We start from the raw sequence: 21,500 nt of genomic DNA, 5'->3' as shown, positions 1-21,500 counted from the left end.
TCTCATCTCCACTCTCTGATGGTTACGATGAGCCTGAAATCCTCCGCTACGCAATCAACCTAGTCTGTTCCATGGGTGCTGATGGCGGACAAAGTATTTGTTTTTATTAAGTAAAGGATAGAGGGTTCTCCTTCCAAGGATAGTCAAGGCTATATGCAAAGAGAGACATGGATTTCCAAGAATAGTGGCGTTGCAGAATTGTCACGCAAAGATCTCAGAAACTACCGAAATACTTATAGCATAGAGAGTTGACCCATCTTTTTCTTATTGCCAACGGCAACGTTGCCTTAGCGGCACTAGACGAAGAAGAAAAAGAATTCACCCAAAGCTCGCAGTCGCCCTAGCTGAAAAAACTAGAAGCTGTGGCTCGGGAAGCTTTTTACAAAGCCATAACTCTCGTTAAGATGAGGTCAAATGGTACAGAAATGGTACACGAACAAATCAGACCTTACCATATTTGAACAAGCTGCTCGGCAGACGCTGAAATATCCATTTATATCAACGTGTTAAATGGTGCCCGGGGGCGGCACATGCAACCTGTTTGAGATTGTTCGTTCTTGTGCAGTTTCCCATTCAGTTACAACGTTCTAACTGGTTTAACTGTCCAGGCTTGTCTTGCCGTGTTTGGCGCTATCCAATAAGTTAAGGTGGATATTAGGGTGGATAGAAATGCGGGCAACGAACAGACTTTCAGCCTCCTTTGTAAAATCTGCACCGGTCGGTAAACACTGCGATGGAGCTGGGCTTTGGTTTATTAAACGAGACGACGGTGGAGCGCAGTGGATGCTTCGTGTGACTGTGCATGGCCGAAGGCGCGAAATGGGCTTAGGCGGCTATCCAACTCTTTCTCTTGCAAGTGCTCGAAGTGTTGCACAGCGATGGCGTACGGTTGCTGCGGAAGGCCGTGATCCGGTCAAGGAGCGTGAAGCAGAGGCACGTGCGGCACGGCGGGAAGATGTTTCACTTGCGGTTCTGACTGCAGATGCATTCGAAGCGCGAAAGGCTGAACTCAAAGGCGATGGAAAAGCAGGGCGTTGGCTCTCACCGCTAAATGGGCATGTACTGCCCAAGCTTGGAAAGGTGCCAATAACAGACATTGACCAGCGCGACATTCGCGACACCCTGGCCCCAATCTGGCACACAAAAGCCGACACAGCGCGCAAAGCAATGAACCGGCTAAACATTGTCTTTCGCCATGCGGCCGCGCTTGGATTGGACGTTGACCTTCAGGCAACAGAAAAAGCCAAAGCGTTGTTGGGAAAGTCACGTCACAAGCCGAAACACATGCCAGCGATGCTGTGGAGCGATGTCCCTGCCTTCTACTCAAGCTTAGAGGAACCCTCGCTCACGAACCTCGCTATGAGGTTTCTCATCCTAACCGGTGTTCGCTCTAAACCTTTGCGCTTTATCAGGCTAGAACAGATTGAGGGGCACGTTTGGACTATACCCGGTGAGCTCATGAAAGGTCGAAAAGGGGCAACAAGTGATTTCCGTGTGCCGCTTTCGAAGGAAGCGCAACGCGTTCTCGACCTTGCCCTACCGCATTCCAGAAATGGTTTCCTTTTTCCGAATACACGGCAGGGCGTGATCTCTGATATGACACTGTCACGAATGATGGAACGTCGCAAACTGGAGGCCCGCCCGCATGGCTTCCGCAGCAGTCTGCGCGACTGGCTGGCTGAAGCCACCGACGCGACACACGAAGTTGCGGAAGCAATGCTGGGACATACAACCGACTCTGGTGTCGTTCGAGCTTACAGACGCACAGATTTTCTTGAGCAGAGATCTGTGCTGGCGGAACGTTGGGCGGACTTTCTGTCAGGTGGTGCAGGTCATGTCGTGAAGCTAGCGTGACGGCCAGGCATTGAGGGGGTCACTCTATGGGTATGGAATACGACGACGCGGCAGCCGAGCGACTAGAGGCGGTTTACCTTGGGCCGGACGTAGTTTCTCAAAGAGAAGACACCCTTCAAAGGATTTCGGTTCAAAAGGGCGAACGGGTCTTGGATATTGGAAGCGGCCCCGGCTTTCTTGCGGCTCAAATAGCGGATCAAACAGGACCCGGTGGTGAAGTTGTAGGCATCGACATTTCGGAACAGATGGTCGACCGCGCAACGAAACGAAGTGAGCATGACTGGCTAAGCTATCGTTGCGCCGATGCGACCGAACTCCCATTTGAAGACAGCTATTTCGATGTGGTCGTTAGCACCCAAGTTGCTGAATATGTGCCTGATGTAGCGAAGTTTTGCAGCGAAGTTTTTCGTGTTCTCAAACCCGGCGGACGTGCTCTGATCCTTGCGACAGACTGGGAAGGTGTCTGTTGGCACAGCGAGTATCCGGATCGAATGGACAAAGTACTCAAGGCTTTTGCACCACATTGCGCCGACAGCAAACTTCCGCGAACGCTTGGCGCTCGTCTTCGAAACGCGGGTTTGGTTGTCAATGAGGTGAGCTATTTCTCAATCATAAATACGGACAGGTACGATGGTTGCTATGGCGAAGGGATGGTGCCCTTCATTGTGGCCTACGTGAAGGGACAAAAAACTGTTCCAGATGATGAACTGCAGGCGTGGGCAGAAGAACAATCGGCACTTAATGCAATTGGGGAGCATTTCTTCTCGACTGGCCGATTTAGTTTCTCCGTCAGCAAACCATCCTGATCGGCAAGCAGACATTGGGGCAGCGACAGCGAACGGCAGCAAAGTCCCGCAAAGCAGACGCCCAACGAGCTCTTTCTGATGGCTGCTTCTGACCTCACCAACACGTATCCTACGCTCAATTTCGATTGGTTGTTAAGGCAATGCGACCGGGTTTTCATCGAGTGTCCGGAGGTAAGAAATCAAGTCTGCGCGATCCTGATCAAACCAAACTCCATCTAAGTCCATCTTTGTTCCCGGAATGTATTCTCGTGGACGCCCAAGAAACGAGTTGAGATTGTCGTAGTCCCAGACACCTGAAGTCGCTGAGAAAGCCGTCGAGTACTCGTAGCCATCGTACGAGCCAATGGTGCGCCCGAGAACTCCCCAAAGTGGCGGACCTTCATTGGCTTGAACTTGCCCATTGTTCTCCAGGCTGTGACAGGCTTTGCAGGCACCTGCCAGAGTTTTTCCTCGGCCCCTGTCGGCATTACCAATCAAGTGCTTCACACTAGGGATACTTGCACTTGTAGGTACGCCAGCATCCAATAGCATGGTCACGATTTCGTCGTGCCCACGCAACGAGGCGAAATGCAGTGCTGTCCCAAGCCAAGGATCCACGACAGTTGGATCAGCACCGGCTTCCAAAAGCAATCGAACAACTTCTGTGTGTCCGTTGCTTGACGCAACATGGATTGGGTATGCAAAAGTTTTTTCGTACTCAGCATTGGGAAGAGAGTAGTTTGGGTCGGCCCCAGCCTCCAACAGGGCCGCGACCACGTCCGTACGACCGAACCGAGATGCTACTACGAGTGGTGACGAACCTTCAAAACGAGCGCCTGTGGTGCTCGGCAGATCCACCGGCACTCCTTTTTCGATTTCTGACATAACTTTTGCGACATCGCCTTTTCGAGCCATCAAGTGGATCATTTCAGCGGAACTTGTCGACATGGTGGCGCATAGCGCAGCCACCCCCGCGAGGAATGTTTTCCAAGTTCTGTTCATTGCGGCATCCCCCCGGTTGTGGGAGCCTTAATACCACAACTAGTCGTCAATTTCATTTCTTGCAAAGAGTGGCCGCTTTGTCCCGCAATTCGGACATCGATCGATTTTCCCCAAATAACCGCTATGCGGGACAAACCGGCCGAACGACAATCGACGCAACCCGCGCATGAGCGGTCTTTCAACGAAAGAAAGCGAATGACCGCTCTTGAATTAGAGTGCCCGACTCCTCTGAGAGGACCGACCCACCTGCGGAAACTGCAACTTACCTGTCGTTACAAGTTACCTCTCGTTACAAGCCCTCTGATGACGCTTCAAGTAACAGAAAAACGGCCCAAGGAAACCAACTGAGCAAAACAAGTGTCATCAGCCGGGCGTATACCAGATTGGCGACGTATAAGCTCGCTCCTGCGTCTCTGTCGGCGCTTCTTCGGGCAGCGACGCGCCCATTCGGAAGGCATCGTAGACCGTCCATCGTGGTGTCGGGATTTCAATGACCCGGGCGTAGTAGAAAGCCGATTGCGAGGGATCGAAGTCGGGGTCAGTCCAGACCGTACCCATCTCTGCCTGACCAATCGAGTTCGTCCACGTGGCGCGCTCCACGTCGACGGTCGATCCGATGGCGGGCAACTTGCCGTTCGCATCGGGCTCGCGGTCCCCCGCCCAGACAACGTCATAAACTTTCTCCTGTGTCTCGCCATCGGCATCGAGCCAGCCCTTGACGATCTGAATGCGATCGAGGTTACCACCAATGGGGTCCTTCAAGGCATAGACCATGAAAGTAGGCGCTTGCGCGCCTTCCGGTGCCGCGGACAGATCACCTCCCATTGGCGTACCCTTTGCGTAGCCCGCCGTCGCGGGGGTCCGCGAGGTCAGATCATCCGTCGTATAGTTCCATCCACCGAAGAAACGCACGCCAATACGTGAACCTGTGGTGGCGTAGACCTCCTTTCGTTCCATCGCGTCGAAAATCGCTTCTCGCGTGTTATCGGTCGCCCAGACCGCTGCTAGACCCGAAGCGACCATCTCCCAGCCAAGGATCGCCACATCACCGAACTGGCCAACGATGTGCTCAGGCCGTTGCGGGTTCGGTTCGGCACCGGAGTGTTTGCCGAAGAAGTTGTCTTCCTGTGCGGTGGCGAGCGATGTATGGCTGTCGGTCGATCCGACCATGCCGAACTTGTAGGGGTTGGTGCCGAGCCGGGCTTCGAGCTTCAGGCCGGTCTTCAGCGCCTCGCGCGCGTACTCGCCCGCCAGCATGTCGTCAGTTTTCAGTTCCGACAGGTTCAAGTTGCCCTTGTCCCAGGTCTCGTAGTCTGCGAATTCGTCGTTGGGGCTGAGGAAGGGATGTGTTTCCCCGTCCCCCTTGATCTGCGTCGCCTCGTACATTGGTTCCCGGAGCGCGCGGGTCGCAACATATTCCTCGTCGAGTTCGGTGCCGTCATACTGAACGGTTTCGGGGAACATGATGCCGTTCGATAGATTCCCGTTGTGCGCCAGCGCCAGCACGTCGCCGCGCGTGCGCTCTTCGTAATTGGCCATCCAAGACCAGAGGTCTCGGGGGTTGATAGAGCCCATTGGCGCTTCAGTTGTAAATGGGTCGACCATGCCGGCCTTTTCGCCTCCGTCGCGGTAGATCACTACGCGATGCATATTCCCGCCCTGAATGAGCGAGGTCCATTCATAGCCTATGAAGCTGGTAAACAGGCCAGGTTCATAAGCCTCTTCGGCAGCCTCGATCTGGCGCTGCCAGACTGAGCGGAAAGGCTTTGAACCCGCTTCGACTGCAAGAACCGGGGAAATGGCCTCACCACGCGAATAGGCGTCGATCAGTTCCAGCGCCGCAGCCACTGCTTCATTCCCGCCATTCGCCACCATGGTAGCAATACGGTTGCCCTCGGGATCCGACATGATGGCCGGGTCCTGCGCGTAGATCATATCGAAGAGACCCATGTTGTCGGAATGGTCGGCGACCACCAGCCAGTCAAGCGGCCGCGACAACCTTGCCATGAAGCCTGTCGTGGCTTCCACTTCCTGTCCTTTGGCGAAGCGATAAGCGGCTCGGGCGTCCAATCTGTTGCCAAAGGCACCCGCATCAAAAGAAGTAGAAGTGTGCAGGTGGGTATCTCCCCACAACGGGCGGTCGGGTATGCCTCGTTGGGCGTAAGGAGAATACGACTTGCCGGGGAAAGCCTTGCTAAGGCTCGATCCCTCAGGTGTTGGTTCGAACGGCAGAGCTGCTGTACCGCAGACGGAAAGTGCTGTCGTTATCGAAAGAAGTAATCTCATAGTGTCCCCCACATTCGGTCCGCATCAAGCTTACCACAGGATGCCCGCACCAGGCTAAGTGAAGTGTGATTTTTTTGTATTCCTTTGACTCGGATCTGGCATCAAAAGCGGACACTCGCGCCGAAAATGCAAATGTCGGGTCCTAATCTAGCGCAAACAGACACAGTAAGATCATGACTTCGGCTTTGGGCTCAATGCGGTCTTTCAGCCAAATTTATTGAACGGCTGCAATGCGGGACAAACCGGTCGCTCATTCGGAGGTGAATGAGCCGAAATGTGTTTGCAACTTCCTTACTCCAAATTGCATCGATCCAGAATTTCTCTCGCTCTGAGAAAATCCGGCAAATCTCTTCCCTCCGTGAACTTTGTCAGGATTGGCTCCAGATGGTCGCGCGCAGCTTGCAGATCCCCGGACTGCAGGCGCAACTTCGTGAGATCCACCGCCGCCCGCAGCTCGAAAAGCCGCGCTTGCCGCGCTTGGGCTGCTGCCTTGGCTCTCTCGAAGCACTCCTTCGCGGCGTGATGCTCCGACGCGTCTTTGCAAAGAAGAATGTTTCCGCGGATCCGGTTAAATTCCGCATCCCACCAATGACCACCCGTATTTCCACCCATCTCGGACGCAGTCTCAACGATCTGCAGCGCAGCCTCGGCATTGCCCTTTTGGGCGAGCGCCAACGCAAAGGCGGCGTCCAACGGAAAACACCAAGCTCCCCAGAAACCCTGCCATCCGGAAATCGACCTTTCCATACGAGCCAGGCCCTCGGTTTCGGAGCCAGTTTCGGTTTCCACCCAGCCGACAAAACCACTTGCCAGATCGCGTGCCTCCGGCGGTAAACGTCCGGCATCCGTCAACGCGATAAGGCGACCGGCTTGTGAATTGATCGCATCATACTCCGATCTGAGCATCATGACGATCAACGAACAGAAGAGCGTTTCGAGAAGCGAATAGCCGTGGTTCAGGCGAATTGCCTGCCCGATCGCTTTATCCGCAATCTCCTTGGCGCGATCCGGATACCCTAAAACACACAAGTTCACTGCCTTCAGACTGTGGGCACAAAGCCCCGGATCGTGACCACCGTAGTGAAATGTCATCCAATGATGTTTTTCCTCTTCATAAGCCTCAATGCCTTTTTCCGTAGACGTCAGCGCACCGGCAAAATCGCCCAGCAAGGACAGAGCAGCCCACTCGCAGTGGTGACCTTCCAATTCGAGCGCTTCGTCCCCGATTTCCTTTGCCAGTGGAATAAGTCGATTTGCGAGGTCGTGCATCTTTGGCACTGCGCCGAGCATGAAATAGTAGAACCAAAGGCCCCAGAGTGCTTTGAACCGTTGCTCCGGCGCCCCGTGATCATCGCCAAGCTGCAGGGCGGTAAAGTAAGTTTCATACACTTCATCACTGGCGGGGCCGAGCACCTGTACCTGGCACGGTCCAATTGAAAGCAGGACGTCGATTTCCTTTGCGTGGCGCGCTTCACTCGCCGAAATCTCCCGCAAGTGTTCCAAAGCACGCGAATAGTTCTCAAGTGCTTCGGCAAATCCAGCAGTTTCATTGGATCGATCACCCGCCGCTATCCAAAAATCGATCGCCTCCGGGCGCAGACCAGCCTCCGTCAAATGATAGGCGATCATCGCAGGATCACTGTATTCGGCATGTTCCATGAGATGGCGTCCGATACGCTCGTGCAAATCGGACCGTCGCGACTTGAGAAGCGACCCATAGGCGGCTTCCTGGATCAAGGCGTGCCGAAATTCGTAGACGGCTTCGGACCCCGAACCGCGCCGTGACAGAAGCCCTTCCAGTTCAAGTGTTCTTAGCGACGAAAAAAGTGTTTCTTGATCGGCTTGATAAGCAACCAGAATAAGATCGGCAGTGAAACGACGACCAATGACTGCGCCAAGCTGTGCAACGTCTTTGACAGGCGACAATCTGTCCAGCCGCGCCATCAGTGTCTCTTGCAACGTCATGGGAATGGCTTGCTGAGGGATGTCACCCGCGACCACAAGGCGGTCCCCATCCTCTCGCAGATAGTCCGAATGAAGTATCGAGCGTGTCAATTCCTCAATAAATAAAGGCACACCGTCCGTACGTTGCGCGATCTGGTCTTGCACGCCGGCGGGCAACGAACGATCTTGCGTAACCGCTTGAATAAGAGCTCGCACCGCCTTCCGGTCCAGTCGCTTCAGCATCATGAATGAAACATGCGGATCGTTGGTCCAAGCCACTTCGACACCTGGACGTGCTGTGACGACCAGTAAAATCGGCAGTCTGGACGCAGCGTCGACAACTCGATTGACGAATTCCAGTGTTGAATCATCGCTCCAATGCAGATCTTCGAACACGATGAGCATGGGCCCCTTCGCGCTGCGTAACTCAACCATTTCCATTAGCTCAACCAGAACATGTTCCCGGCGCAATTCCGGATCAGGTTCGATGTCCGACATCGTGCGAGCGTTTTTCAGACGGAGGAGAGACGCGATTATCTCGTTTGGATTTTCACCAAGCGCGGACTTGAACTTGGACAAGCGTCTTTCAGGGTTGTCGTCGTGGGCAAGCCCTGCCACGTGCTCAAAATACCCGATAACGGGCGCAAAAGCAGTTCCCCTGTGAAAATTCGAACACTGGAATTGCAGTCGGGTGATGTCGTCATTCACAATTTCGCGTCGCAGGCTTTTGAGAAGCCTTGATTTGCCAATTCCAGCTTCTCCCGAAATGAAAACAACGGAACCGGTTCCCTGCTCCACCGAAGCCCATCGGCGCCGAAGCAGGTCGGCTTCCTCTGATCTGCCCACCAAGTCAGTAATGTCGGCGCCGCGCAGCACATCGAACCGGTTGGTGCCTGTCTTCTCGTGTAAAACGCGCCATGCGGGCAGAGGATCGGAAAAACCGGAGATTTGTTGCGCGCCCAACGCTTCGTAATCGAAGACATCTCCGACCAACGCGTGAGTTTCTGCCGAGATGACGATTGAACCGGGGTCGGCCAGGGTTTGGAGGCGGGCCGCCAAATTGGGTGTCTCACCGACGACCGAGTCAAAATCAGTCACTGACGCACCCGTCATATCACCGATCACGACCGTGCCTGTTGCAATCCCAATTCTGACTTCCAGACTGTCCGGGGCGCCAGGTCCGACGGGTGAGACTTGGCTTACACTCGAGACGACATTTCGCGCCGCCCGAACAGCGTTTTCACTGTCATTTTCTTTCGCGTCCGGAAACCCGAAGTAGGCGAGGACCCCGTCGCCCAGCAACTTGGCCACATGGCCACCATGATCGACTATCGTTTGGGAAACTGCGTGATGATACTGCTGCATGAGGCGACGGAGATCTTCCGGGTCGAGTTGGGCAGACAGTTTGGTCGACCCCACTAAATCGCAGAACATAACGGTCAATTGCCGCCGTTCGGCCAGCACGTCTTCCTGCTCAGTTCTTGGCTGTTTCTTTTCAGAGGTTTCGTTCGTTTCCAAGAAATTGAGCGCGGCACTCAATTTTCGCCGGTGACCAAGGGAAAGGCCCAACGAGATCAGATCATCATCAGTCAGATGGTGCAGAGTCTCGAAATCCACATCGTTATCGTTGAAAACACTCAGATACTGCCCAAGGGCCAAGCTCTCGAGAAACTCAGTCAGATCTACCATCGGCGCCCCTCAAAAACCTTTAACTCGCGCTCACGGCACTCGTTGCAAAGAGACCCTAGCAATAACTTAGAAAGTTGTCGCTGCTTACTCTGAACCGCACCGGGTTAGCCGGAGGCTCCAATCACTTCAACCAGGAAAGATTGCTAGCCAGCAGAGATGCCTTCTGGCTAATATGCACCGTCACTCTCGCCGAGTGGAGCGAATTTGGTGCGGCCTAAAAGGCAAGTCTACGAGCCTAGCCGAGACTGGTTCGAACCGGCTGCACAGTATCCATCGATACGCTTATTGATCCTTGTCAAGATTTGAACGAGCAAGGAATGGTACAGTCAATGGTAATTCAGGGCTGAAGCGCTTGAGAAGACTACCGGTGACCGTATCACGTTGCGCAGGACCGCAGTGTATTCGGTGGCAGAAGGCAAGATTGTGCTGGAAGAGTTCTTCATGCTGCCTAAGTAAGAAGAGCGATTAACAACATCGTCTATTTGTTGGTTTAATCAGTGCGCATGGCTCTTGGGCGAATTGAAATTCCGGACGGAGGTCGGGAATGCAACACAGAACAGTGGCATATTATGTAGGAGTTGATGCTGACGACGCGTCGATTTTGGAATGCGCTGAAACTGCCCGTATTCAGAACGGCCACTTGATTTGTGTAATGATCGCGGCTTTACCTAACCTGCCTTACTTAAAGTATGGATCAAACAGGTTCGTTGAGGGGGGTCTTCCCTCAAACTGGTTGGATGTTCTTAACGCGCAAAATGCCGCCTTGATGTCCCGCGCCACTGAAGTTGAAGCGTTTCTGGTCGAGCAGGGCGTACCGGCAAATGTGATCGCCTTTATGGGATCTGGAGCAGAGTTACAGCATCTTGTGGCAGGACAAGCAAATTGCTCTGATATCGCTTTTCTAGACGCTGAGTTGCGAAAAGACCCCGATTTATTTCACAAGATCGCGTGCGGAGTGTTGTTTCATTCGCCGGTCCCCCTGATGATCAATGGAGATCCGTTTGCCCAACGCGACTGCATTTTTTTGGCATGGAATGATAGCCTGCCTTCGTCTAGGGCTGCGCATTTAGCTTTACCCTATTTTCTGGCGGCCAACGAAGTTGTGATTGGGTGTTTTGATTTGCCGTCGCCTGATGACGTAAAAGATCAAGTGCCCGGAACTGACATTGCTGGATGGCTCAGCCATCACGGTTGCAACGCGACCGTGTCGCAGTTCCCATGTAGTGGGGCTTCGATCGAACACTGCATTCAAGAACGCGCAAGAGAATTGGGGGCCGACCTCGTTGCTATGGGCGCTTATGGGCATTCTCATTTGCGTGAGTCAGTTTTTGGGGGAACGACGCAAGCAATGTTAGAGCAGACGAGGTTGCCAGTGCTTTTCGGACACTGATTAAACGAACCGGCGACTGTGATTTGCTGGGAGCCATAGCTAAAAATGTTCACCTGCAAATGCGGGAGCAGCCAGTTGTTATTAGGGAATCGCTTGAGATTGATGCTGGTTTGCCCGACTGTTTCAGCCAAGGAAATCTATTACAATTGACGTCAGTTCGTCCCAGTCAGTAAATTCCCGAGCCCCATCTTGTGGATCGATTTTTCGACCGAGCAAGACAACGTGCTTAAGGACCTCCCTCTCAAAATACCCGTAGTTCTCGGGCCTCACCGCGCCTGCGATCAACGCCGTCGCATTCGGTTCAAAACCTGTTCGCATAAACATTTCGTTGAGATAGTCGCGTGCTTCTTCTCGACCTGACGCGAAAGAAGCTTTTAGACCAACGGAAAGCACGAGAGACTTTCGTTTAGTCAGGGCATCTCTATTTGAAGTGACAAAAGCCTCGAATGACTCGGGGTGCCTACGTTCGTGGACAGGGGCCAGAAGAACAACCTTGACCACACCGTCAAGCGATACGTGGCCAGAGAAATCATCGGTATTGATCAGGTTTGTTTTGAAACCGGCATTCTTCGCGACATTACAGATGAAACGCGCAATCTTTGCTGTGTGGCCTTCGACGGTAGCGAAGGCGATGAGTACGGTCATTCCGATCCTCCCAAAATCGGCCTGAATAGATTTTTTATTATGAGAAAGTGGCGAGCGTTGCCCTTGATCTCCATCAAAGGCGTTTCTTGGCAACATATCGGGATAGTTGTGGTACGTAATTGCTGTCCAAGCGGAGAATGATTTTGAGGAAGTTCGCGACGACAGCTATTTCCAAGAGAACTTGCTTGTTTCGGCTGACAATTTTGAAACTAGCAAGGCCAAATGGTCCGTTTTGCTATCTTAAGGAAAAGGTCAAGGCAGCGGTGAAAATTGTAAAACTGATGCACCCGCATAGTCACATCCATACCTAAGCTGGAAGAGATGAACCTGAACCGGCCAGACAGTAGGAACTCGACTAAGATTATTGAAAACGCAAGCATTCCAAGCCCAGACGCGAGCTCTTGATGAAATGATCGCGGTGGCCATCCCAGAGACCAAGAAAAACCCAAGGGAGCCAAGATCAGCAAAACGTAAATCAGCGCCAGATAAGGCCATTTCATACGGTTTTGCTCCACTGCGCTAAAGGTAGGCAACTCGGGCTCACTTAGAATAAACGCTAAGCTGACCTGGGGTTCCGATCAAGACTACTGAGATTGGTGTTAACTCCAGCACGACCTGGCAAGTCTGTTGGACGACGGTTCCCGTTTCTGTTCGTTCAACCGGTGCGAGCGATCTGGCGACGGATGAGGTTGTATGCTTGCGCAAGATCAAGGTCCTTGACCGCGTTTTCTGCCATAATGTTGCGCGCGAAATCAGACCAAAGGAGGAGGCTCAAAAAATGCTAGAAGACAAAAAGTCCCCGCAACTTTTCACTGGAACGCATCCGCTCTCCGACAACTTTCGGCGTGAAATGGAAACGTTGATGTCGCGTTTTTTGGGGGGAGGATCACCCTTCCTGCCGATGGAAACGGCTGCGCAACGCACGGGTTTTCCGTCTCTCGATATGACGGGGGCGATTTCACCGGCAATCGATGTCCAAGAAACGGATTCTGCGATTGTCCTGACGGCTGAATTGCCAGGGCTGGAAGAGGATGACGTGGAAATTGAAATCAAGGATCGTAGACTAATCCTGCGCGGTCAGAAGAAGATTGCGCATGATGAAACGGGCGACCTGCGTGTCAGCGAAAGAAGCTATGGCAGCTTTTCCAGAGCCATGTCGCTACCAGACACTGTGGAAATCGACAAGATTTCAGCAACATTCGACAAAGGCGTTCTACATATCGAAATGCCGAAGACTGAGCCTCAGGATCCAAGCCGTAAGATCAAGGTATCGTCGAAATAGACGGTCAGCTGGCTCGATACGAAGCTTGAAAATGCCAAAGCAGAGGGTCGATCATTGATTGGCCTTCTTTGAGCTGCGGCCTGAAAGATGTTTTTCGGTTGAATCCGGGCAGACATTGCAAGTGTTTATATAAATGCGTTTTTTGTACATTCGCACCAGGCCATGGGTTTGGTGTTGCAGCGTGGTAGAATGCCCTCACGCGTTTGGATAGGGGGCCTTAATGCAAAACCAGAAGCGAGTAGCATTACACCCTCAGGACATGCTGGTGAAGGTGAGGTTCGGGCCTTTCTGGAGAGCCTGACCGGACCATCGCGCAGAAACGTGAATTGGCTGGTCGATAAAGCTCAGACCGTTTCTGTTGACGATGGCAGGGTGTTAAGCCTTCGACCTAAAGGCAACCTGCCTCCGCATGATAACGATATTGCGACCCTACAGTGGGTTGACGAGGGTTACACAATAACCACGTCAGCAGGGCGCAATATATGGGTATACGGACAAAAAGCCTCATCGGCGTCTCTTAATCATGGCGACATGATCGAGTTTGGCGAAACGAGCCCTATGTCTCGATACAGGTTGTGCGATCACTCATTTCCCGCGCACCATACGGTCGAAGATATCTTTAGTGACGCATATGCCTACGCCCGAGCGAGCCGCCGACCTTTTGCTAAAAAGATGTCTGGTGCCCTGCGCGATAGTGGACGGCGGCTTGCGTCTCAGACCACGATACTGTTCAGGATAACAGTTCTTGCAACGCTTCTTGTGATCGCGGGGATTGGGTACCTGCTTTACTAGAACGACCGGCGCTTGGCGGATATTATCGAACAGGAGTCCCGTAAGATCGAAGCGGTCGCGGTTATGCTCGCCCAGACGCGAGAAGATGCACTTACGCCTGATGAACTGGCTTCGTTGCTGTCTGACGTCAGCACCAATGGGACAGTTTAGGTCGATTTGATAAGAGAGGGTTTCTGGCTCTTCGTAACCGCCAAGGAGTGGAGATGAGACAGAAACCCGGAACACGCAAGAGCCATGGCGAAAAGATCGTCAAGGACATCCGCCGCGCGACGCGCAAACAGTATTCAGCAGAAGAGAAGTTTAGGATCGTGCTGGACGGCCTGAAGGGGGAGGACAGCATTGCGGAGCTATGCCGTCGCGAGGGTATTGCCCAGAGCCTGTTTTACAGTTGGTCCAAGGAGTTCCTCGAAGCTGGGAAGAAGCGCCTGGCGGGTGATACGGCCCGTGCAGCGACATCGACCGAGGTCAAAGATCTGCGCCGCGAGGCACGCGATCTGAAGGAAGTGGTTGCCGAACAGGCTCTTGAACTGCGGTTGCTCAAAAAAAGCATGATCGCGGATGGGGGCGACGACGAATGAGGTATCTGTCACCCGGCAGTCGCTGCTTGCAGCGATGAGAGGGCTGCATCCGAAAACTGGAGATCATCCGCCTCGTCGAAGGTTCGCATCTCCCGACCAAGCGCACTTTGGAAAAGCTGAGCATCCCGAAGTCCACCTTCTATCGCTGGTATGACCGGTATCTGTCGGGTGGTCCTGAGGCGCTTGAGGATCGTAGTCCCAAGCCATCACGGGTCATGTCCGAGGGGCGCCATACTATCCGCAAACTCAGGGAAAGATCGAGCGCTGGCACCAGACCTTGAAGAACCGTATCTTGCTGGAAAACTACTACCTGCCCGGTGATCTCAGGCAGCAGATCGATGCTTTCGTCGATCACTACAACCACCGGCGCTATCATGAGAGCCTGCAAAACCTCACCCCGGCCGATGTCTACTTCGAGCGCGGCCACACCATTCTGAAACAACGAGAAAGGATCAAACGGAAGACAATCGAAACCCGGCGCTTGCTTCACCGCAAATCCGCCGCATAATCAAACCAAACAGATGCGCCAGATCCTCTCTTAGCTCAGCCGGCCATCTGTCCCAAAATCCCTGACGACGGACAGGAGGAGAATATGCAGGTTTATCGAGGCATTTTACTGGCACTGTTAGTCACGGGGCCTGCACTAGCGCAGGAGGTCCGCCTCAGTGAGGGAAGTGATTTGTACCGGACGTATTGCTGGCAATGTCACGGTTTCGAAGCGACCGGAGACGGGCCAATGGCCGAAATGTTGGCTATTCGAACACCCGACCTTACCAAATTGGCGGGCGAAAACGACGGTGTGTTTCCGATAGTTCGCATAGCTGAACAGATTGATGGTCGTTCACAATTGCTCGCTCATGGGGGCGAAATGCCAATCTTTGGCGCGGTGTTTGAGACAGACCAGCAAATCGCGGTGGCTTTGCCCAATGGGCAACCTATGATGGTTGGCCTGCCGTTGGCGAATTTGCTCGCTTTTCTTGAATCGATCCAGTCTGAATAGCCGCTGACCAATCCGCTAGTCGGTATCCGCCGTGCGTCTGATCGACATGAGAGTCAACGGCGGCCCCAACACCTCGAAGGCCACAGTACTGGCCAGAGTAAAGGCCATGATCGACGCGGCCCAATGCGGAAATTGCTCTCCAGCTACAAGGGCCATTCCGACCGCAACACCGGCCTGTGGCAACAAAGCGGGACCGTACCAGCGGGTCTGACGGCGAGGCAGGCCGCCCAGTTTTGCTCCGCAGTAACCTCCGACAAGGCGGGCCACGGCGCGCAAAAACAGAAAAAGTGCACCAGCCCAGCCCATCAAGCCGAAGGCTTCAATGTCCAACGTGGCGCCAGCCAGCAGAAAGAACAGAATCATGAACGGCCACTGAATGTGCTCGATCTCATGAAAAGCACGGTCGTGATGGCGCGCAAGATTTCCGATAACCGCGCCCGCAACCATGCCTGCTACCAAGAATGAAACCTCCAGCCAAAGCGCGAGGCCCGCTGTCAGAAAGACTATGCCCACTGCTTCTGCCTGCATGGGTTCTCCGGGTTTCAAGCGGCCTGTCAGGTAAGCGGATGGCACGCCCAGTGCGGTACCCAATAGTATCGCCCCTCCGAAGTCCCACATCGCTGTGGTCGTGACGGTGGCCCAACCAACCGAATGACCGGCCAGAACCAAGGCGATGCTGAAAACGATCAGACCCCAAGCGTCATCAATTGCGACTACGCCCTTTAATGTTTCGGTAAAGCTGTTGGACACCCCAGATTGTTTGATCACGTCTGCAATGGCGGCCGGAGCTGTAGCCGTGCCAATTGCCGCCAGCACCAACGCCAACCCGAACGGTACGCCAATTGAGGTCAGTCCAACCGACACAATAACAAGGGTTGCAACCACGATTGAAATCGAAATCGTCAGAATGGCTCGGCCATGCCGAACCAGGTTTTTGCGGGTCAAAGATCCTCCAAGAAGAAACGCGACCATCGTCAAGGCAACAATGGAGATCTCATCGAACCACTTGGCAACGTCGACCGGGATCACCCCGAATCCTGCGTTCCCGGCAATCAGGCCGAGGAACAGTAAGGTTGTAACACGAGGAAGATGCGTGGCTCGGCCAAGTTGATCGGCCGCCAATCCGGCAAGGAAAAGGACACCAAGGGTAATCAGAAAGCCGGCAATGTGCATAGAAAACCGCGCGTTAAGTTCTTGTCTAGACTACTCTAACTCCAACCCGGCCTGCTAGGAACCGATGTCGGAGAGATTGCGAGTGTCCCGTCGCATCTTTAGCCGAAGGTCCTAAAAATAAGGGATATTGATCTGTATTAAGGCGAAAGCGCGCCGCAGGTGGCACAATAACCCATTCAGGGAATGAGGAGGAATTTTCGATGCCGACAAAGAAATCTAACACAAATAGCCCGACCTCACTTTTGGATGTTTTCAAGCAAATGCAGCCGCCCATTTCTGGCAATCCGGCCTTTGGTGCCCAGATCGAACAATTTTGGGACGCGCAAGAGAAATTGCTCGAAGAAACCGAGGCCTTTGCGCAGCATTGGTTCGAACGGCGTCATGAGGCGGTCCGGACGGCTCTAAAAGCTGCACGCAATGTGTCTTCCGCGAACCCGTCCGATCCTTCTAAAGCCTTTCAGAGCATGGCGGAGTGGCAGCGCCATTCGGCGGAGCGGTTGGTTGCTGACGCTCAGGAATGGTTCGAAACCGTGTCCCGTTGTGCATCTTATGTCGCTGAAACCGAAGCTGAAGCTGTTGAGAAAACAGTTGATGATGTTGTAGCCGCTACAAAGGGCGCGGGGAAATCTTCAAAGTCTGAGCCTGTGTAGGTTTCCTGCTGCCGAGGAACCAAACTGGAATCATTGGAGCAGTAGATAGGAGGTCAAATGTACAAGAATATCCTGATCCCGGTTGCTCTGGACCAAGAATACGACACACAAGCGTCGTTTGAAGCCGCGCGCCAATTGGCTGATGCGGACGCTGTATTCACTGTGATACACGTCCAAGAGCCAATTCCGGCGTATGTAGGGTCTCAGATTCCCAGCGAAGTACTTGCCAATACGCGGCATGAAATCCTGGAAAACCTGCATCAAACTGCTTCTGAAATTCCAGGCGCGAAGGCTCGGCTCATCTCTGGGCACGCGGGTAGGGCTATTGTAGACTTCGCAAATGAGAGCGACGCGGATTGCATCGTCTTGGTTTCGCACAAGCCTGGTTTTGAGGACATATTTTTAGGTTCCACTGCGAACAGAGTCGTGCATCACGCCAGGTGCTCGGTTCACGTAATTCGCTGAACCAAACCTTGCGGTGAGAGATCTTGATCGAATGGCCTCTTTCTTCGTCTTGATTGTCACTGAGCGGCAATTCAGGAGACGAATTTCCGCTCCTGACGTAGAATTTTTCCTGTGGTGGTCCGCGCTTCGACGGCAGCGTCAGCTAGACCGGTGTGTTTGTGGGCTTCACTGTAGCCATCTGCCGTAAGCCCCCCTCAGCAGGGGATCGACTGTTGAACCGAACGAGGAATTGTGCGCACCCGTGGCCGAATGGGTGGATATTTAGGTGGACAAAATCAAACTTCTATATGGATTTTTTATAAAAATCATAAAGATAATGAATACTAGTGGTGACATTCGCGACACCCTGGCCCCAATCTGGCACACAAAAGCCGACACAGCGCGCAAAGCAATGAACCGGCTAAACATTGTCTTTCGCCACGCGGCCGCGCTTGGATTGGACGTTGACCTTCAGGCAACAGAAAAAGCCAAAGCGTTGTTGGGAAAGTCACGTCACAAGCCGAAACATATCCCAGCAATGCTGTGGAGCGATGTCCCTGCTTTCTACTCAAGCTTAGCGGAACCGTCTATCTCGAACTTTGCAATGAGGCTGCTGATCTTGACAGGCGTTCGTTCAAAACCTTTGCGGTTTCTCAAGCTCGAACAGATTAAGGGAGACGTTTGGACTATACCCGGTGAGGCCATGAAAGGTCGAAAAGGGGCAACAAGTGATTTCCGTGTGCCGCTTTCGCAGGAAGCGCAACGCGTTATCGACCTTGCCCTACCGCATTCCAGAAATGGTTTCCTTTTTCCGAATACACGGCAGGGCGTGATCTCCGATATGACGCTCTCAAGGATGATGGAGCGTCGCAAATTGGACGCCCGCCCGCATGGCTTCCGCAGCAGTCTTCGCGACTGGCTGGCTGAAGCCACCGACGCACCTCACGAAGTAGCGGAAGCAATGCTGGGACACGTAACTGACTCTGGTGTCGTTCGAGCTTACAGACGCACAGATTTTCTTGAGCAGCGTGGGTTGTTGAGCGACCAATGGGCGAGCTACGTGTGCGGTGGAACTAGGGAAGTCGTGTCTTGCGTCTCAACACAGTAATTAACGCTAGCCTGGACCACTCTAAATACAGTGGCTGAGCAAATCTAAACAGCTACATATTGAATTGCACCAATTAGTCCGCTAACATTGGAACTGTTGCTGCGCAAGATGTGCAGCTCGTCTTCCCCGACACGGGGGCACCCATTGGTGGGACGAGCGGCCGTTTGCGATCATTCTGGCTTTCGTCCCGAGTAAGAAAGGACGACTGTCACAATGAGCACATTCACGGCGACTTCCGCAAAATACCTGACCCTAATGGAACTTCGCGAGAAGCTCGGGAACCGTTCTCGTTCATCCATTTATGCCGACCTAGCTGCAGAGCGGCTTCCCAAACCCGTCAAACTCGGTGGCCGTTTGTTGTGGATCGAGGAAGAAATCGATTCCCACCTCCGCGCTCTACGCGATGGCGACATATGCTAATCGCGCGCAGTGGAGGATCCATTATGGTCGATCGCTTCGATACATCGACAATAGCTAACATCACTTGTGACGCTGTAAGCCCAGGGGAACTTGGAAAGCTGCGGAAGGTTACTTAAGATGAGTAATTTCAACGCCAAACGTGCCCGCACAAAACGTCCCTGCCCACTTTGGGTAGACGCATTCCAACGTGATACACAACACCTCGCAGCCGATGAAGTTGGCGCCTACATGCTTATTCTCATGGCGATGTGGGTTCGCGAAACATGTGATTTCCCTGATGATGACCGCCGCCTTGCGGCGGTCTCCAGGGTGTCTTCCCGCCTCTGGAAATCGCGTATCGGATCGGTCATCAGGGAGTTCCTTAAAGTCGACGGCGGCATGCTGGTTTCCCGGAGGTTACGGAAAGAAGCCGCTTACGTTGAACAACAGGTTGCGCGACAGTCAAACCGAAAAAAGGGTCAGAATCCAGATAAGCCTCTGAAAAGTAAAGATACGATAGCAACCGTGGATCCTTCCGCGGAGCAACCTACCCAACAACCCAACAACCCAAATAATTCCGATACTTACGTATCGGCGTTTGCCGACACAGTCGATTTCACAAAAGAAGTCTTCGACAGAGGTGTTGCCTTCCTTGGCAAATACGGAACTCCTGAGCCGAAAGCGCGCACTCTTATTGGGATGTGGCGCAAGCAATCCGGCGACGCGGCCACATTTAATGCGCTTCGGGACGCAAGCCGAATGGGTGTGACAGAGCCAGTCTCTTGGATCACCGCCGCCCTTAAAACCAATACCTCAACCAAGCCCGACCTTGATGCGCTCATGAACGGTGTCAGTTTTGGAGGCCACAAATGAACCATCGTGAGAATTTCTTGAAATCCAAGCTCAAGGATCTGCTTGAACGGCGCTCTATGCCCCGGCATCTGGCCGGGAATGGAAAGGCCCAGAGCGAAGAAATGAAGTCGCTGGCAATCACAGTTGGTAAGTTTGCGCCTCGCAGTGGTTACGAGGATTGGTGGCCGAAGTTCCAACAGCAGTTGGACGAGGACGCCAAAACACGCGCTTGGCCCACGGCCTTCGAAATAAAGTCTGCGGCTCAGTTGGTGCAGGGGACCACGACCCACCGCCCCGCGCAGGGCGACGAGATTGACACTCTTAAGGTTTACGCCGACCGAATCAAGGCAGGCGAAGCTGTTGATGAAGGCTGCCTGTTTGGCGCCATTTGTGTTGAAATGAAGTCTCGCGGACTGATGAAGCCGGACACGCTCCGCAACCTTCGTATGGCTTGGTACTCAAACGTCAAAGAGGTCTATGGCGAGCAAAAGGCAAACCAGATGGAGACAGAAATGATCAAACGTCAAGAAGCCGCTGAGAAGGCAGCGCACGCGGAATCTAAGCCCCAAACTCTCCCCTCCACCAATTCACTGCAGTCAATTCGATACGATTGGGATAGTTCAGAATGAACTCAGTGGAAACACCTGCCATTGTGGGAAGCAAGGCGATGGGCGGTAAACCCGTCGCCTCACGCGCATCATGGGGTTTGCAGAGTATGTTAACAATTGCTGTGGTTTTTTGATGGGGCGACCGACCAATTTTGAGAAGAAATTCCGTGTGCGCTGTCAAGGCGACCCCATAGACTGGCGCGCGCTTCTGTCACGTTGGCGGCCTTGCCCTGCGGAAGCGCACAAACACAGAAACTACCAGAGGGATTGCTCACAGTGCCAAGGCGTAGACTGCAAGCGGATGGCTGAACTGGGCTTGAACGATAGTGGAGAACCACTGCCTAAGTCAGAGCGTCCAACGTGCGGCGCAAAAACACGTAACGGCGGCCAATGTCAGGCCCTAGTCGTTCCTGGCAAACGGCGCTGCCGATTGCATGGTGGGCTTAGTACTGGTCCGAAGGGCAAACATAGAGTTTTCGCAAAGAGTCCGTAGAACCGTAAGCGGCGACTGCAGGTCATTGTGTTTTCAGCTTGACGGCTTAAAGATCCACGAGAGCAGATCGTCGATCTTGTTTTTGGGGTGACCAGTTGCGATGGCTTCGAGCGTGGCCTTGAGATTTGCGAAGGGTTAGGATGCAATTATTCTCAGCACGCTCAAATTGCTCAAGTGTCCGGCGCGCTTCTGCGGGCGTTTGGTTTCCGAGAGATGAGTGCGGTCTGACGTTGTTGTAGTCGTGTCGCCAGAGCGCCAATTTGCGGCGGGAGTCATCCAGACTGTCGAACATCTCCTTGTTCAGAAGTTCATCGCGCAGGCTGCTATTGAATGACTCGATGAAGCATTCTGCTGAGGCTTACCAGGATCGATGTAGTGCCATTCGACTTCGTTGTCGTTGGCCCATTTCAGGATCGCGCGACTGGTGAACTCCGTCCCATAACACCTTCGGAATGATGTTAATGCAGAGGCTATGATTTCCTGCGCAGCCCTCAAATAGCGCAGCAGGTGATCATAGCCGGTTCTC

General features: G+C 53.4%; 18 protein-coding genes and 2 pseudogenes. 14 read left to right on the top strand and 6 right to left on the bottom strand.

Going from position 1 to position 21,500, the window contains the following annotated elements:
- Positions 1-669 precede the first annotated feature (669 nt).
- Positions 670-1,854: a tyrosine-type recombinase/integrase gene (locus ACR0AM_RS20725; protein ID WP_209599416.1), complete on the top strand. Its 1,185-nt coding sequence runs from the start codon at positions 670-672 to the stop codon at positions 1,852-1,854.
- Between the two features lie 32 nt (positions 1,855-1,886).
- Positions 1,887-2,660, top strand: a complete 774-nt coding sequence (locus tag ACR0AM_RS20720; RefSeq protein WP_209599388.1) for a class I SAM-dependent methyltransferase — start codon at positions 1,887-1,889, stop codon at positions 2,658-2,660.
- 132 nt (positions 2,661-2,792) lie between these two features.
- Here the strand turns inward: ACR0AM_RS20720 and ACR0AM_RS20715 are convergent, their stop codons facing one another.
- From ACR0AM_RS20715 to ACR0AM_RS20705, 3 genes are all read right to left on the bottom strand, one after another.
- Positions 2,793-3,641, bottom strand: coding sequence for an ankyrin repeat domain-containing protein (locus tag ACR0AM_RS20715; protein ID WP_209598105.1), 849 nt, complete (start codon positions 3,639-3,641; stop codon positions 2,793-2,795).
- 363 nt (positions 3,642-4,004) lie between these two features.
- The gene (locus tag ACR0AM_RS20710; RefSeq protein WP_209598106.1) at positions 4,005-5,927 is read right to left on the bottom strand and encodes a DUF3604 domain-containing protein; all 1,923 of its coding nucleotides are present in this window, start codon (positions 5,925-5,927) and stop codon (positions 4,005-4,007) included.
- Positions 5,928-6,218: 291 nt separating this feature from the next.
- Positions 6,219-9,560 carry an adenylate/guanylate cyclase domain-containing protein gene (locus tag ACR0AM_RS20705; protein WP_480623893.1) on the bottom strand — a complete coding sequence of 1,114 codons (3,342 nt, stop codon included), beginning with the start codon at positions 9,558-9,560 and terminating at the stop codon, positions 6,219-6,221.
- Positions 9,561-10,104: 544 nt separating this feature from the next.
- Here ACR0AM_RS20705 and ACR0AM_RS20700 point away from each other — a divergent pair.
- On the top strand, positions 10,105-10,950 hold the full coding sequence (locus tag ACR0AM_RS20700; protein WP_209508035.1) for a universal stress protein: 846 nt from the start codon (positions 10,105-10,107) through the stop codon (positions 10,948-10,950).
- Between the two features lie 123 nt (positions 10,951-11,073).
- Here ACR0AM_RS20700 and ACR0AM_RS20695 read toward each other — a convergent pair whose 3' ends face one another.
- On the bottom strand, positions 11,074-11,595 hold the full coding sequence (locus ACR0AM_RS20695; RefSeq protein WP_209508037.1) for a flavodoxin domain-containing protein: 522 nt from the start codon (positions 11,593-11,595) through the stop codon (positions 11,074-11,076).
- Between the two features lie 697 nt (positions 11,596-12,292).
- Here ACR0AM_RS20695 and ACR0AM_RS20690 point away from each other — a divergent pair.
- From ACR0AM_RS20690 to ACR0AM_RS20675, 4 genes and pseudogenes are all read left to right on the top strand, one after another.
- Positions 12,293-12,877, top strand: a complete 585-nt coding sequence (locus ACR0AM_RS20690; RefSeq protein WP_209508039.1) for an Hsp20/alpha crystallin family protein — start codon at positions 12,293-12,295, stop codon at positions 12,875-12,877.
- 804 nt (positions 12,878-13,681) lie between these two features.
- Positions 13,682-13,819, top strand: coding sequence for a hypothetical protein (locus ACR0AM_RS20685; protein WP_209508041.1), 138 nt, complete (start codon positions 13,682-13,684; stop codon positions 13,817-13,819).
- A gap of 53 nt (positions 13,820-13,872) precedes the next feature.
- Positions 13,873-14,755: pseudogene (locus ACR0AM_RS20680) on the top strand (integrase core domain-containing protein).
- A gap of 84 nt (positions 14,756-14,839) precedes the next feature.
- Entirely contained in the window at positions 14,840-15,247 is a 408-nt protein-coding gene (locus ACR0AM_RS20675) for a c-type cytochrome (protein WP_209508044.1), read from the top strand.
- Between the two features lie 15 nt (positions 15,248-15,262).
- Here ACR0AM_RS20675 and ACR0AM_RS20670 read toward each other — a convergent pair whose 3' ends face one another.
- Entirely contained in the window at positions 15,263-16,420 is a 1,158-nt protein-coding gene (locus tag ACR0AM_RS20670) for a cation:proton antiporter (protein WP_209598108.1), read from the bottom strand.
- Between the two features lie 200 nt (positions 16,421-16,620).
- Here ACR0AM_RS20670 and ACR0AM_RS20665 point away from each other — a divergent pair, with 200 nt between their 5' ends.
- From ACR0AM_RS20665 to ACR0AM_RS20635, 7 genes are all read left to right on the top strand, one after another.
- Positions 16,621-17,070 (top strand): phasin family protein, encoded by a 450-nt coding sequence (locus tag ACR0AM_RS20665; protein WP_209508048.1) that lies wholly within the window; start codon positions 16,621-16,623, stop codon positions 17,068-17,070.
- A gap of 57 nt (positions 17,071-17,127) precedes the next feature.
- Positions 17,128-17,535, top strand: coding sequence for a universal stress protein (locus ACR0AM_RS20660; RefSeq protein WP_209508050.1), 408 nt, complete (start codon positions 17,128-17,130; stop codon positions 17,533-17,535).
- 265 nt (positions 17,536-17,800) lie between these two features.
- The gene (locus ACR0AM_RS20655; RefSeq protein WP_348540394.1) at positions 17,801-18,622 is read left to right on the top strand and encodes a tyrosine-type recombinase/integrase; all 822 of its coding nucleotides are present in this window, start codon (positions 17,801-17,803) and stop codon (positions 18,620-18,622) included.
- Positions 18,623-18,835: 213 nt separating this feature from the next.
- Positions 18,836-19,042 carry a helix-turn-helix transcriptional regulator gene (locus ACR0AM_RS20650; RefSeq protein WP_170780027.1) on the top strand — a complete coding sequence of 69 codons (207 nt, stop codon included), beginning with the start codon at positions 18,836-18,838 and terminating at the stop codon, positions 19,040-19,042.
- A gap of 117 nt (positions 19,043-19,159) precedes the next feature.
- Entirely contained in the window at positions 19,160-19,894 is a 735-nt protein-coding gene (locus ACR0AM_RS20645; RefSeq protein ID WP_209598109.1) for a DUF1376 domain-containing protein, read from the top strand.
- The gene (locus ACR0AM_RS20640) at positions 19,891-20,502 is read left to right on the top strand and encodes a hypothetical protein (protein ID WP_209598110.1); all 612 of its coding nucleotides are present in this window, start codon (positions 19,891-19,893) and stop codon (positions 20,500-20,502) included. The genes ACR0AM_RS20645 and ACR0AM_RS20640 overlap by 4 nt, the downstream gene beginning before the upstream one ends.
- A 70-nt stretch (positions 20,503-20,572) precedes the next feature.
- Entirely contained in the window at positions 20,573-20,974 is a 402-nt protein-coding gene (locus ACR0AM_RS20635; RefSeq protein ID WP_480623892.1) for an HGGxSTG domain-containing protein, read from the top strand.
- Positions 20,975-21,020: 46 nt separating this feature from the next.
- Here the strand turns inward: ACR0AM_RS20635 and ACR0AM_RS20630 are convergent.
- Positions 21,021-21,412, bottom strand: a pseudogene (locus ACR0AM_RS20630) (integrase core domain-containing protein); the annotation flags it as partial.
- Positions 21,413-21,500: the final 88 nt, after the last annotated feature.

Source organism: Ruegeria sp. AD9, assembly GCF_056542305.1.
The sequence above is the reverse complement of the archived record's forward strand: the minus strand, read 5'-3'. Positions and strand labels throughout refer to the sequence as shown.

What these genes read in the sequence shown, in the direction of transcription:
- ACR0AM_RS20650 (WP_170780027.1), top strand. Translation starts at nt 18,836, where the DNA reads ATGAGCACATTCACGGCGACTTCCGCAAAATACCTGACCCTAATGGAA.
- ACR0AM_RS20645 (WP_209598109.1), top strand. Translation starts at nt 19,160, where the DNA reads ATGAGTAATTTCAACGCCAAACGTGCCCGCACAAAACGTCCCTGCCCA.
- ACR0AM_RS20665 (WP_209508048.1), top strand. Translation starts at nt 16,621, where the DNA reads ATGCCGACAAAGAAATCTAACACAAATAGCCCGACCTCACTTTTGGAT.
- ACR0AM_RS20670 (WP_209598108.1), bottom strand. Translation starts at nt 16,420, where the DNA reads ATGCACATTGCCGGCTTTCTGATTACCCTTGGTGTCCTTTTCCTTGCC.
- ACR0AM_RS20710 (WP_209598106.1), bottom strand. Translation starts at nt 5,927, where the DNA reads ATGAGATTACTTCTTTCGATAACGACAGCACTTTCCGTCTGCGGTACA.
- ACR0AM_RS20725 (WP_209599416.1), top strand. Translation starts at nt 670, where the DNA reads ATGCGGGCAACGAACAGACTTTCAGCCTCCTTTGTAAAATCTGCACCG.
- ACR0AM_RS20640 (WP_209598110.1), top strand. Translation starts at nt 19,891, where the DNA reads ATGAACCATCGTGAGAATTTCTTGAAATCCAAGCTCAAGGATCTGCTT.
- ACR0AM_RS20705 (WP_480623893.1), bottom strand. Translation starts at nt 9,560, where the DNA reads ATGGTAGATCTGACTGAGTTTCTCGAGAGCTTGGCCCTTGGGCAGTAT.
- ACR0AM_RS20635 (WP_480623892.1), top strand. Translation starts at nt 20,573, where the DNA reads ATGGGGTTTGCAGAGTATGTTAACAATTGCTGTGGTTTTTTGATGGGG.
- ACR0AM_RS20715 (WP_209598105.1), bottom strand. Translation starts at nt 3,641, where the DNA reads ATGAACAGAACTTGGAAAACATTCCTCGCGGGGGTGGCTGCGCTATGC.
- ACR0AM_RS20700 (WP_209508035.1), top strand. Translation starts at nt 10,105, where the DNA reads ATGCAACACAGAACAGTGGCATATTATGTAGGAGTTGATGCTGACGAC.
- ACR0AM_RS20695 (WP_209508037.1), bottom strand. Translation starts at nt 11,595, where the DNA reads ATGACCGTACTCATCGCCTTCGCTACCGTCGAAGGCCACACAGCAAAG.
- ACR0AM_RS20675 (WP_209508044.1), top strand. Translation starts at nt 14,840, where the DNA reads ATGCAGGTTTATCGAGGCATTTTACTGGCACTGTTAGTCACGGGGCCT.
- ACR0AM_RS20660 (WP_209508050.1), top strand. Translation starts at nt 17,128, where the DNA reads ATGTACAAGAATATCCTGATCCCGGTTGCTCTGGACCAAGAATACGAC.
- ACR0AM_RS20720 (WP_209599388.1), top strand. Translation starts at nt 1,887, where the DNA reads ATGGAATACGACGACGCGGCAGCCGAGCGACTAGAGGCGGTTTACCTT.